Source organism: Bacillus sp. FSL K6-1218 (genome assembly GCF_038006445.1).
Lineage (GTDB): Bacteria > Bacillota > Bacilli > Bacillales > Bacillaceae_G > Bacillus_A > Bacillus_A thuringiensis_S.
This window is the reverse complement of the sequence record NZ_JBBOVE010000002.1, coordinates 175,967-189,100: the sequence shown is the minus strand read 5'-3', so window position 1 is coordinate 189,100 and position 13,134 is coordinate 175,967. Positions and strand designations below refer to the sequence as shown.

Below are 13,134 nucleotides of genomic sequence, written 5' to 3'. Positions count from 1 at the left end.
AATTTATAGAAAACAGATAACAACATAATTTTCTCAATAAGTAATATTCTTATTTCAATACAAAATTCTTACAATTGATGCTATACCTGTATTAAGGGGAGCGTTTTAGTTAATTAGGGAGAAAAATTGTAAAAATGATATGGGAGGAACAAAAAATGTCATTGAAAAAGAAATTAGGTGTTGGAGTGGTTTCAGCCGCTCTTGGTATGTCTTTAATTGGTGGGGGAACATATGCATATTTTAGCGATCAAGTTGTGACAAATAATACATTTGCTGCAGGTACATTGGATTTAGCTATGCAACCAACTACTTCACTTAACTTAGAAAATTTAAAACCTGGGGACAAAATATTAAAAAAATTCAATTTAAAAAATAGTGGTTCATTAGATATTAAAGATATCATGATGAAAATAGACTATACTGTAAACGACTTAAAACAAAATAATACTACAGAAGATTTCGGTAAACATATTAAAGTACAATTTCTTTGGGATTGGGATCCTGCAAAAAGCCCTGCATACGAGACAACCCTTGCAGAACTAAAATCACAAAGTTCAGAGATTGTCTCCCAAAAAGTATTTCATTCTAAGTGGACTGAAACAGGGGGGTTAAAACCTGGGAAAATGGATTGGTTTTGGATAAAGTTTATATTTGAGGATAACGGAACAGATCAAAACGTTTTCCAAGGGGATAGTATTGCGCTAAAAATGGAGTTCCAAGCCAATCAAACAGAGGGAAAAGAAAGATAATATTACAAAATTATTGTTGTAAAAATGTAAAACTGAGCTTGTAATTTTTTATAATTTGTAAAATTGACCATCAAATATCCATATAAAAAACCAGTGATATCAGTACATGTATATAATATCGCTGGTTTTTTTGAGTATAACATTTTATATGTTTTGTAAAACTATTTTTCTTTCGGAAGTACAATTCTTTTATACAATTGAACTGTAATCAAGTAGTAAATTAAGTAAATCACTACGAAAATGACAAGTGGCAACCAAATTCGAAAATACGGATCAATCAAAAGTGGACCGAACATGTTCATACCAACTAATATATGAGCAATACCCACAATTGCCGGTACTAAGAATATGAACAATAACTCTTTATAAATCGATTGTGTTAATAACTCCTGGCGGACACCAATTTTACGAAGCATTTGATAACGTTTGCTATCTTTCGATGCGCCAGATAGAATTTTAAACATTAGGCAACTTGCCATCATTGCTAAGAACGCAATTCCAACGAAGAAGCCCATAAACATGAATCCACTGGCCATACCATGACTCTGATTATACATTTGATACGTACTACCTAATTCTTCCGCTTTCACATTTTTATATTTCGCTACCTGTAATTCATCAAGTTTTTTCCATTCTTTTAAGTGTGCTCCAAAATCATCTGTTTTCCCAATAAACACAGTATTTTCTTTATTCTTCATACTATCGTATAAGTTTTGGCCTATAATTTTTATTTCATGATCAGGATACATATAAGTTGGCTGGATTATGAAGAAAGCTTCTTTCCATTGTTTTGTTTTCGTATCATCGTTATACAGTTTATACAGTTGTTTTGGCAATGTAAATGCATCCTTAGGAAATTCCTCTGAAACTTTCATCTTCTTCCTATTTTCACTATCTTGTGCTAAAGGACGATTTTTCTCTACATCTTCTTTTATATAATACACATATTGATCATCTACTTTGTAGCGATATTCAAACTTCTCTTGAAATAAGATGCCACTCAAAATTTTCTTCTCTTCCGCTGTTGGATTATGAATGACTGAATCGTAAATTTTTTCTTTATCAATCGTCTTTAGAACGTTATTTTTAAATGCCATACCACACGCAATTCCACCAGCGCCAAGAGCCACTAGGATTGCTACCGTTGCAAGCACCCGTGTTAGACTATTAATTCGGAAATTCAATTGTGCAAAAGTAAAAGCATTCAGCCCTTTTTCACGACGTTTTTTATTACTCTTTATCTTGTTAAGCATAACTGGGAGAAGTGATCCAAATAACATGTAAGTACCGACTGTTGCTGTGATTAATCCAATACCCATGAATCTAGGTACGGTTAATAGCTCTTTTTCCTGTAAATGTGCTATATGGATCAGTGATGCATACCCAATACCTAGCAAAATCAGACCAAGGAATGTAACTACACCTGTCATTTTTCTTTTTACAGCGATACGCTCTGTTTTTGTATCTGCATGTACAAGTTGTAATACAGAAATACGAGATAATTTCATACTATTCATGATTGCTGATACTATAAATAGTGTAAAGAAAAAGAGGCAAGTAACAATCATAGATGGAATATATAATGCTTTATAATCTTCACCAGAGAATTCCAACTGCTTCATTAATAACTGACCAATACCTTCTGCAAGCCCTACACCAACTGCGATTCCGATTGCAAGAGATGCGGCACCTATTACGATTGTTTCGATAAACATAAGTAAGGTAACTTTATACTTTTTTGCCCCTAACATCATGTACATACCAAATTCTTTTTGGCGAAGAGATAATAAGAAGGAATTTGCATATAAAATATAGAAAAACGTTACAATCGCTAATAAAAAGGAACCGATTTGGAATGCAATTGCAACCGTATCAGCATGTGGATTGGATTCAAGGAACGCTTTATTTAGTGATAACGTTTGAAACATATAAAAAGTTGAAATAGAGACAATCAGACCAATAAGTAAAACAATGTAATCTTGCAACTTACTTTTTAGACCTGACATAGAAAGCTTAAATAACATGATTGAACTTCCTTCCTTACGCTTTTTGTGTGCCTAAGTTTGCAAGCACGTCTAAAATTTCTTTATAGAATTCTTCACGGGTACCACCACGATGAATTTCTTTATATAACTCACCATCTTGAATGAATAAAATACGCTGACAGTAACTTGCGCTGTAAGGATCATGTGTAACCATCATAATGGATACACCTTGCTTTTTATTTAAGCTTGTCATGGCCTCAAGTAAACTCGTTGCATTTTTAGAATCTAGAGCTCCAGTCGGCTCGTCCCCCAAAATAATTGCTGGTTCATGAACTAACGCACGTGCTGCTGCGGAACGTTGCTTTTGTCCACCAGATACTTCAGAAGGATACTTTTGAAGTATCGCTGTAATACCTAACATATCAGCTACTTTTTCTACTTTCTGTCCAATATTTCGTGATGAAACACCTTGAAGGGAAAGTGGAAGAGTGATGTTTTCGTAAATAGATAAGTTCTCCAATAAGTTAAAGTCTTGGAAAATGAATCCTAACTTTTGTGAACGGAAATCAGAAAGCTCACCTTGTTTCATTTTCGTAATATCTGTTCCTGCAATTTCAACAACGCCGTCCGTTGCTTTATCTAACGTTGAAATTACATTTAATAATGTCGTTTTACCAGAACCAGATGGTCCCATAATTCCGACAAACTCACCCTCTTGGATTGAGAATGAAACACCTTTTAACGCATGTGATTGGTTCTCACCTTTTTTACCGTACACTTTTTGGACGTTTTTCACGTCTACAACTGGTTGTATCATATATATCCTCCTACGTTTTTTTCATTTCTTTAAAATAAGTTTCTATTCATATTTGCCACTAACAAAATAGTCATGTTGCATCTACTTTTTTCATAAGGCTGTTACGATGTATCCAATTGAAAGCCGTAAAGAAAATTTTATTTTTAATTTCTCCACTTACCTCATTGCTTTGAATACATACATGATAAACTATGAAAATTAGGAAACACCCTGTAAAATCCTTAAGAATTCTTAAGTTTTATAAAAAAAGACTTATGGAACCTGTAATTCCATAAGCCAATCTATTTGATCGGATGTTCAACAATAAAGGATATCCAACCTTCTTTATATTCTGCATGTATATTACCATGATGAAGTTCAACAATTCTTTTTGAGATAGCAAGCCCCAGACCATTTCCCTGGTCATCTTTTCTTGCCTTGTCCCCCCTGAAAAACCTTTCAAACAATTTATTTGGATCGCTAACAGGCGGTCTCTCGACTTTATTTGACACTTTCAAAATTGCTTTGTTACCTACTAATTCAAGACATACGGATAATTCGGAAGGTTTTATGCTGTACTTTATCGCATTCATAAACAGATTTTCATATACACGTACCATTTTTTCTACATCCATGAAAATAGGTATTGTTTCTTCCGTTATTGATTTTTGAACGATTAAACTCTTCTTTTCAAATATAGGAATGTATTCTCCAACTATTTGCTCCAACAAACCTGATAAATCAACTTCATTAAAGTTTAACTTAGCATCGATGCCTGATAAACGAGTATATTCAAACAGTTCATCAATTAAATATTTCAATCTCTTTGATTTTAAATAAGTGGTTTCAAGGTATTCCTGTAATTGTGTTTCACTATCGTATTGTCCTCTTTTTAATAAATCTATATAACCAATAATAGATGTCAACGGTGTGCGTAAGTCATGAGATACGTTAGTTATGAGTTCATTTTTCGTACGTTCTAATCGTCTTTCTTGTTCAAATGTATTTTCCAATTCCTTAGACATATAGTTGATATTTTGGGCAAGTTGGGTCAATTCGTCCTTCCCCTTAATCCCAATTGTCAAACCCAGTTTTTCATTGGCAATATCATTTACATTATCCGAAATGAGCTTCAAATATACTATTTTCTTTCGAACCAATATCAAAAAAAGTATGATAAAGGTAAAGATTGCGAACGCGAATAAGAAAAACAATGCCAAATTGGCTTCAAACATACCAAATTCTTCGTGTTTAACAAATAATGGATCTATGACGTATACCAAAATGAGGATTGTTAAACCAAATGAAATAAAAAAACTAACTGCAACAGCACAAAGAAGTTTTATAATGATCTTATTTCTAAACCTAACATTCTTCATATTTTATATCCAATTCCCCACACAGTTTTAATATAAATGGGATGTTTAGAATCCTCTTCTATTTTGTCTCTTATTTTTGTAATATGCACCATGACGGTATTGTCTGATTTATAAAAAACCTCTTCCCAAACTGCTTCATATATTTTTGCTACACTCAGGACAATCCCTTTATTGCGGGCAAGTAGTTCGAGAATAGCAAACTCTTTTGGAGTTAACCTTGTTTCTTTTCCTCTTATCCATACTTGACGTGTATCTGTATTCACGGTTAAGTCACCAATTTCTAGAATGCTTTTATTATGTTCTATTGATGAATTGTATTTTTTAAACCTTCTTAATTGGGATTTTACCCTAGCGATTAATTCCAATGGGTTAAACGGTTTTGATAAATAATCGTCTGCACCAGAGGCTAGACCCTGAATTTTGTCTATATCCTCAGATTTTGCAGATAGCATGATGATAGGTATATTGCGGTCTTCCCTAATCTTCATACACGCTTCAATACCATCCATATTTGGCATCATAATATCTAAAATAATCAAATCAAACTCCTTTTCTTCTAACAGTTGTAAAGCTTCCATAGCATCTTCTACCTTTTGAGTTTTCAGACCTTCATTTTCCAAATAAACAGAGATAAGATTTCTAATTTCTTTATCATCATCGACAATAAGAATTTTTGACTCCATAGGATTCCTCCATATTTTTTCTCGTATTAAACAGCTAAAGACATAAGCAGGTGAGACATTTTTATCTTCTCTTTATTGTAAACTTGCAAACGGAAGATAAGAAATAACATAATAGATATAAGTAATATCGTTCCCCTAATATATTGTTCAATATTTACTGCTGAACCATATATAATTAATACGTTCTCTTTTTCTTTAAATTTTGCTTTTAGTAAAAAAATAAAATTTCTTATTATTTTTCACTAATAAAATAATTGTCTTGTGATTTCTTCTTTTAATTAATTTTTCTGTGAATACACCTGTACTCAGTCCATATTTGACAATATAATTTACTTTCTTCAAATCAATTCCTTCAATTATTTTGTCTCTAAGAAACCTTGAACTTGGACTGGCTGCACCAATTGATTTTTAGTGAATTATATACAGAAATAAGAAAGCGAATTGTTTTCATACCTAATCATCCCACAGGTTTGAACTCATAATCATACTCTAGAGTCCAAACCTTAAGAAAAAGGGGCAAAAGTTCTTAAGAATTCTTAAGCTTTCTACAGCATTTTGTCATAAGAATATTTGACGACTCTTGAAATGTTAGCGGGATCCCCAATAAAACTTACTATTCGTCAATCCGAAGAACAAAAAGAACTTGTAGGAATCTCTACAAGTTCTTTTTTAGATAATGTAAAAAGTTAAAACAAACTATCTCATAATTTGAATCGGAGCAAACACTATAACCATGGGTTAATTTTATTATATACCGAATCCTAATATATTCCCTTTTTATATTTGAAAATTATGCGAATTAGGAAAATGAGTTTTACGTTATAACTAACTATAATTCTTGAATATATGTAAATGGAATTGTCTTATCTTTTTTTTATTTATGTGATAAAGAAATTAGGTATAGAAAGATTATACAAACGTTTATTTATAATATTTTAGCGATGAAACAATGTTTGAGATATGGAATGAGTTACGGAGGCCAATGGTCCGCTTTGTTAAATTCCACGTTAATTATATGAATTTTATATAACAAAGAAAAAGTACCGCTCAATTATATTTTCTATTATCGGTACAGCTTTAGGTAAACTATTTTGCTTTCATGTGTGTATGTATATTTAGTTTTGGTCTTGTCCGAGAGAAAACTCACAGCTTTACTGTGTCACGGAAGTATAAAAGCCTGGGAGAAACTGTTTAACAGTTTTCTCTTAGGCTTTTTTTGTTTTTTTTGGTAAGAATAAAATTGGAGGTGTCTTTTAGATGAGTAAAGACTGGATTAAAGTATTTATTGCTGCTTTCTTTGAAATTTTTTGGGTTATTGGTTTAAAAAATGCTGATGACTTTTGGACTTGGACGGGGACTATCATTGCTATATTTTTAAGCTTTTATTTAATGATCATGGCAGGAAGAAAACTTCCCGTGGGAACTGTTTATGCTGTTTTTGTTGGGTTAGGTACAGCTGGAACTGTCTTTTCTGAAATCCTGTTCTTTGGTGAACCATTTAAAGTGGGAAAAGTACTCTTGATTTTATTTTTATTAGCTGGAGTAATTGGCTTGAAATTAGTTACAGATGACAGAGTTCAGAAAGGTGATGATTCCTAATGGCATGGATTTCTTTAATCTTAGCAGGGCTTTTTGAAATGTTTGGTGTTGCTATGATAAATAAACTGCATAAAGATCGAAATTGGCAATCATTAGCTTTGTTAATTCTCGGATTTGGATTAAGTTTTATATTTCTTGCTTACGCAATGGAAACACTACCTATGGGAACAGCTTATGCAATTTGGACTGGAATTGGTGCGTCTGGAGGTGCAATTTTAGGCATGATTTTTTATGGAGAATCAAAAGACTGGAGAAGACTTGTCTTTATAGGTATGGTTTTAGGTGCTGCAATAGGTCTAAAACTCGTTTCATAAATGCTTTTTTAGATTGTACTATGAGGGGGCACCATATCATTGCGGGAAAATTGTACGTTTAGACACATTTTAGACACAGAAAAACAAGGGTGTAAATTTAGATGATGGTTATAATTTCAAAAGTGGAACTGATTTTTTTATTATGACTAAAAAATCAGTTCCACTTATTTGTGTCTTTAAGAATAATGATTTTTTCAAAGATGATTAATATGTTCTATACTTTTATTCTATATAAAATTAATTATTTACTTTTCAATGATATTTACAAAATTGACGGCGCTCTTTTCCTCAGTACCCAAAGCCGCATTCACTTTATTTATTTCCTTTGTTAATTCTGGTGCTTTCCCCTGAGAGGATAAATTAAGATTCCCAAAAGATTTATTAAAAGATAGAAATTGTCTTGTTTTTTCTTTCCCATTTATTTCTTTAAATACTGTATCATCTACAATTAATAGAATTTCATTGGATTCACCACGATATGGAGATAGCCATACATCCCCTTTGTATTGAACATTCATTTTTTTCTCATCAAATGTTAGTTCCTTCAAGTCTTTATATTCTTTATTTGCAAATAAGATAGTTTCATCTTTTTTTATTTTTGGTAACGAATCAATAGGGACTGAAGAGGTGAGCCCCTTATTATTATCTCTTTCACGTATAAGTCCTTTTTTGTCCATTTTTTCAGCAGTTGTTCTGCTTATAAATAATAAATTACTAGGAGCATCCTTAAACTCTGTCGGAAGCTTTACGTTGAGCTTGTTATTATCTATGGTCCCTTCTTTTATTTGATATAGGTCTTGTGATGTTGTTATATCTTTGTACAAGTCTATTATAGAGTTTCTTGTTTGTTCGTTTATCTCCCCTACTTCTATTGAAATTCCATTTGCTGGGGAGTTTTTTGTACCAAATAATGAACATGCTCCTAACATGGTACTCAAAATACCAGCTACTATTAATAATCCAAGTCTTTTTTTCATCCTATATTCTCCTTTCTTAAATTAAAAGATTGTTTTATACATTTTTTTCAAATATTGAGCACGAACAAAGTAAAAGTATATAATTTGCATAACTAAGAAACAAATCAATACCATAACGGAACTACCTAAGACTGAAAAATTGGCTAACTTTTGTAAGGCCATAAAAGCAACCGCACTATGTGTAATTGCTATTGCAATTGGTAAAAAGAATAACAATGCAAGTTGACGTGTCACAATTTTCTTTAATTCCGGTTTGCTTAAACCAACTTTTGCTATCATTTTATATTGCTGCTGATTTCGTTCTAAGTCTGTGTATAATCGGAAATATAAAAAGCTTGCAGCAAACGTAAAGAAAACAATGCCTATTAATACACTCATGATAGATGCAAGTCCAAAACTTTGCTTCATCACTATCCATGTAAGAATTAAAGTCGAAAATGTATATTTTTCGTTGTCTACTATATCCTCAATTTTACTTGTATTATCTTTCTGAAAAGCAGCTACAATATTTTCCGCAACTTTTTTTGTTTTCTCCCAATCTTTCACAATAAAACCATTAATAGTGGTTTCAAAATAGTAATTCTCTGGATCCGCTATCATTTGATTATATACAGCGTCTGGTACAATAATTATCGTTTTGATTGTATCTTGTAGTTCTTTCGGAGTAACTATTTTATTTACATGCATATCTTTTTTTATATCCCTATACAACAATTGAAAGTTATTTTGATTAGATTTTGTATTAGCAACTTTTTTTGAAGGTATGACAAGACTATCATTTTCATCTTTTAAGCTTTCTTTTTCAAAACCAAATGCCTTAGCTAACTTATTATAATCACTTAATTTTATAACGGTTGATAATATATTATTATTATAGAGAGTATCTCGAATTTGTTTTGTTGAATAAGTCACCTGTTTGAAATTAAACTCACCATCATGGAGTTCGCTTTCTATTTTTTTTAAATGTTCTTTTTCTAAATGGTTATTATTATTAGACTGATAAATAAATGCAAAAGGGCTTTCCGATTCAGCCATGGATGAGTTGCCTAATCCCATACAAGTCCCCACTGCAGTGAAGGCAACTGTAGAAATAATAGTGACCATAAAAAACATTTTTGCATTATCTTTTAATTGATACACTAAATCTGAGATGGTGAGTATGTTTGTTTTCTTAAAGAAAATATTTTCCCTTTTCTTTAATGCACGTAACACATACACACTGAGCTGGGTAAATAAGAAGTACGTTCCAAGTACAACAAAGCTCACCCCTGCCGCCATCATGAAAAATACATAATTCGCACCCTTGTACTGAATTGCGTTAACACTATGGAAAACAGTCGTATATCCTAGTCCAATGCAAATAAGTGCAAATAAAGATAGCCCAAATGATGCTTTTGGTTCGGGCTTTGGCTTTTCTTCTGCTTTTATTAATTCTACTAGTATCTCTACATTTACTAGTCGAGAAGTGAAAAGTGAAATAAATAAAAATAGTAAGAAGAAAGCTCCAAATGTTATTCCAATTGCTTTAAGAGGTAGGTAAAATGGGAGTCCTTTATCAATCATTAACAGATTGTTACTCATAATTAAGATAAACTTAGAGAACGCCATTCCAATTGTAATTCCTGTTAAAATAGAAGTGATACCAATTATTATATTTTCAATAAATACTAATTTGTTCAATTGTGAACGTGACATCCCATGTAGCATTAGAATTCCAAAATCTTTTTTTCTTGTTTTTAAAAATGCACTTACAGAATATAGGATAAAAAAGAATGAGAAGAAAAATATTAACCCTTGCGATATCTGTAATCCTGACTTTGCAAATGTATTGATTGTTACACTGGCAGCAAGATCGCCTTGTAAATTAGGATGAAACGCAAGTAATGCATAAGTAAAGAAAATCATAATAGCAAAGGTACTACTTAAAAAATGAGCCAAATATGTTCGTTTACTTCGAATGACGTTATTAAATGCGAATTGTCGAAAAGTCATGTGCATTTCCTCCTAATAATGCTAAAACCTCTAGAATTTTTTCATAGAATACTTTGCGATTATCTCCACAATAAATCTCATTGTATAACTGTCCATCTTTAATAAACACAATTCGATCACAATAACTTGCAGCCATTGCATCATGTGTCACTAGCATCATCGTTGTGCTATTTTCTTTATTAAGCCTTGTCAATAATTCCATCACATCACTAGCAGATTTTGAATCCAGATTTCCTGTAGGCTCATCCGCAAGTAATAATTTCGGATTATGAATAGTAGCTCGTGCGATTGCTGTTCTTTGTGCCTGTCCACCTGAAATTTCATACGTACGTTTATCTAATATTTCAGTTATCCCTAGTTTTTTAGCAATAGTTTCAATTTTCCCTTCCATTTCTCTAGGGCTTACACCATCAAGTGTAAGTGGAAGAACAATATTTTCTTTCACTGTCAATGTATTAAGGAGATTAAATGATTGAAAAACAAACCCTAATTCACGTCTTCGAAATAAAGACAACTGATCTGAAGATAACAGATATGGGTTTTCTCCATGAATTAATACTTCTCCTGATGTTGGAGCATCTATAGTAGATACCATATTTAATAGCGTTGTTTTACCACTCCCAGATGGTCCCATAATTCCTACAAATTCACCTTTGTTTATTTTTAAATCAATATGGGATAATGCTGTATAAGAAATTTCCCCAGGATAAACCTTCCCTAAATCTGAAACATGTAGTATCTCCACAAGTATTTCACCTTCCATTTCTCTTTTCGATACATGAAGTGTAACTTATATATAGTATGTCTCATATCGATTTCCCTAACATTTATCTAACAAGTTTGTAAGATTTAAAAGAAAAACCGATGAAAGGTATACCTTTCATCGGTTAACGAGATGCATACGGGAATATGATTCTAACTTTTGTCCCCTTACCTACCTCAGATTCTAGCTCAATCTTATGATCTAATTTTTCACATACTTCTTTAACAAGATATAATCCCATTCCCGTAGACTCTTTAAATTTCCTACCATTTTCTCCAGTATAAAATGGATTGAAAACACGTGGTAAATCAGTAGTAGGAATACCAACTCCATAATCTTTTACTTCCAAAATAATTGCTCGTCCTTTTGAATACGCCGATACAATTACTTTTTCTTTCTTACTTGATGAATATTTAATTGCATTTTCCAGTAATTGATTGAGTATAAATCGAAACCATTTCTTATCTGTTTCTACAATAAGATTCGGATCTATTTTTACCTCTGGATACACATAACTACGTATAAATAAGCGTCTGTTTTCATGAATAACAGAATCAATCATTCCTAATAACTGCAAACTGTCTACATGAAAATCCTGTTCAAATGTTTCTAAACGAGCAACATATAAGACCATTTCCAGTCCTTTTTTGATTCTTTCCGTTTCTTCATTAATACTGTCAAATAATGAGTCTTCTTCATCTTGTGTAATTAACTCAATAACAGAAATAGGTGTTTTCATTTGATGAACCCATTGATTCATAAAAGTCATTTGTTCTTGTTGTTTTCGTTCCCATTTTTTTAATTGGTTTTGATAATATTGGTATTGAGTTTGTAGTAATGTTTCTAAGGCCATTGATAAAGGAGCCAAATCGCTATCTTTTATTGAATCATTTAAAGTTTCCATTGGTGTTGATAAACGTTTGTAGAATGAACGATGACTATAATAACGATATATTAAATAACCCATTAATAAAAAAACACCCAAAAATACAGAATATAATGCTGTCAAAATATGCGGATAACCATCAAACCAATATATAAAAAGAATGATAAGCAATTGGGCAAATGTATAACAAATGAGTGGGATATGTTCTTGTAAAAATAATTTCATTATTCCTTTCCTTCCTTCTCCCAAGTAGCATGTAAACGATATCCAGCACCACGAACTGTCTCCAGTGCATTTTCAATACCTAAATCTTGCAGTTTCCTTCTAATTCTACCTATATTTACACTCAATGTATTTTCATCTATATATGAACTATCCCATAGTTGTTCTAAAATCACTTCACGTTTTACAAGGAGCGGAGACTTTGTTATTAATATTTCTAATAAAGTTGTTTCTTTTCTAGTAAGTAAAATTGTCTTATCATTTAGTTGAAGTTCCATTCTTTCTGGGAACAGGATTAACCCTGATTGCTCAACTATTCGTTCTTTTACTTTAGGAGCATATTCACCATATGCCCTTCTGAGCTGGCTACGGATTTTAGACATAACAACTTCATAATAAAAAGGTTTCGTAATGTAATCGTCACCACCATTTTCTAAAGCCATAACTTGATCCATCTCTCCACTCCTTGCCGATAAAAATACAATTGGACAAGTAGAAATAGCTCGTATTTTGCGACACCAATAATAACCGTCAAAATTAGGTAAATTTACATCTAATAGCACTATATCTGGTTTTATCTCTTGAAATATATCTAAGACATTTTCGAAGTCCTCTATAATAACACTTTGATATCCATATTTTTTAATATGCGTTCCTAGTAATTCAGCAATTTTCATATCATCTTCTACAATCATGATTGTATTCATAACGTACTCTCCTTTAATTTAAGCGCAATTTCTAAAGTTCATTTGTTATTTAATATTTTACTTATGTAAAAAAGATGATATC

The 13,134-nt window shown here is 31.9% G+C and carries 12 protein-coding genes; 3 read left to right on the top strand and 9 right to left on the bottom strand.

What is annotated here, in order from left to right:
- Positions 1 to 155: 155 nt before the first annotated feature.
- Positions 156 to 749 (top strand): TasA family protein, encoded by a 594-nt coding sequence (locus tag MHI26_RS29145; protein ID WP_061668088.1) that lies wholly within the window; start codon positions 156 to 158, stop codon positions 747 to 749.
- Between the two features lie 161 nt (positions 750 to 910).
- Here MHI26_RS29145 and MHI26_RS29140 read toward each other — a convergent pair whose 3' ends face one another.
- The 4 genes from MHI26_RS29140 to MHI26_RS29125 all read right to left on the bottom strand — a co-directional run bounded on the left by MHI26_RS29140 (position 911) and on the right by MHI26_RS29125 (position 5,592).
- Positions 911 to 2,773, bottom strand: coding sequence for an FtsX-like permease family protein (locus MHI26_RS29140; RefSeq protein ID WP_061668087.1), 1,863 nt, complete (start codon positions 2,771 to 2,773; stop codon positions 911 to 913).
- A 16-nt stretch (positions 2,774 to 2,789) separates the two neighbouring features.
- Complete coding sequence (locus MHI26_RS29135; RefSeq protein ID WP_097888817.1) at positions 2,790 to 3,551, bottom strand: ABC transporter ATP-binding protein; 762 nt, start codon at positions 3,549 to 3,551, stop codon at positions 2,790 to 2,792.
- A 281-nt stretch (positions 3,552 to 3,832) separates the two neighbouring features.
- Positions 3,833 to 4,909 carry a sensor histidine kinase gene (locus MHI26_RS29130; RefSeq protein WP_061667879.1) on the bottom strand — a complete coding sequence of 359 codons (1,077 nt, stop codon included), beginning with the start codon at positions 4,907 to 4,909 and terminating at the stop codon, positions 3,833 to 3,835.
- Positions 4,906 to 5,592 (bottom strand): response regulator transcription factor, encoded by a 687-nt coding sequence (locus tag MHI26_RS29125; RefSeq protein WP_000444090.1) that lies wholly within the window; start codon positions 5,590 to 5,592, stop codon positions 4,906 to 4,908. Before MHI26_RS29125 ends, MHI26_RS29130 begins: the two co-directional genes overlap by 4 nt.
- A gap of 1,257 nt (positions 5,593 to 6,849) precedes the next feature.
- Here MHI26_RS29125 and MHI26_RS29120 point away from each other — a divergent pair.
- Together MHI26_RS29120 and MHI26_RS29115 are read left to right on the top strand one after the other, a co-directional pair.
- Positions 6,850 to 7,191: a DMT family transporter gene (locus tag MHI26_RS29120; RefSeq protein ID WP_061667878.1), complete on the top strand. Its 342-nt coding sequence runs from the start codon at positions 6,850 to 6,852 to the stop codon at positions 7,189 to 7,191.
- Complete coding sequence (locus tag MHI26_RS29115) at positions 7,191 to 7,505, top strand: DMT family transporter (protein ID WP_000312327.1); 315 nt, start codon at positions 7,191 to 7,193, stop codon at positions 7,503 to 7,505. Before MHI26_RS29120 ends, MHI26_RS29115 begins: the two co-directional genes overlap by 1 nt.
- A 245-nt stretch (positions 7,506 to 7,750) precedes the next feature.
- Here the strand turns inward: MHI26_RS29115 and MHI26_RS29110 are convergent, their stop codons facing one another.
- The 5 genes from MHI26_RS29110 to MHI26_RS29090 form a co-directional block, all read right to left on the bottom strand.
- On the bottom strand, positions 7,751 to 8,482 hold the full coding sequence (locus MHI26_RS29110; protein ID WP_061667877.1) for a lipoprotein BA_5634 family protein: 732 nt from the start codon (positions 8,480 to 8,482) through the stop codon (positions 7,751 to 7,753).
- Positions 8,483 to 8,503: 21 nt separating this feature from the next.
- Complete coding sequence (locus MHI26_RS29105; protein ID WP_061667876.1) at positions 8,504 to 10,474, bottom strand: FtsX-like permease family protein; 1,971 nt, start codon at positions 10,472 to 10,474, stop codon at positions 8,504 to 8,506.
- Entirely contained in the window at positions 10,449 to 11,219 is a 771-nt protein-coding gene (locus MHI26_RS29100; RefSeq protein WP_061667880.1) for an ABC transporter ATP-binding protein, read from the bottom strand. Before MHI26_RS29100 ends, MHI26_RS29105 begins: the two co-directional genes overlap by 26 nt.
- A gap of 142 nt (positions 11,220 to 11,361) precedes the next feature.
- The gene (locus tag MHI26_RS29095) at positions 11,362 to 12,348 is read right to left on the bottom strand and encodes a sensor histidine kinase (RefSeq protein ID WP_061667875.1); all 987 of its coding nucleotides are present in this window, start codon (positions 12,346 to 12,348) and stop codon (positions 11,362 to 11,364) included.
- Positions 12,348 to 13,052 (bottom strand): response regulator transcription factor, encoded by a 705-nt coding sequence (locus tag MHI26_RS29090; RefSeq protein WP_061667874.1) that lies wholly within the window; start codon positions 13,050 to 13,052, stop codon positions 12,348 to 12,350. The genes MHI26_RS29095 and MHI26_RS29090 overlap by 1 nt, the downstream gene beginning before the upstream one ends.
- Between the last annotated feature and the right edge of the window lie 82 nt (positions 13,053 to 13,134).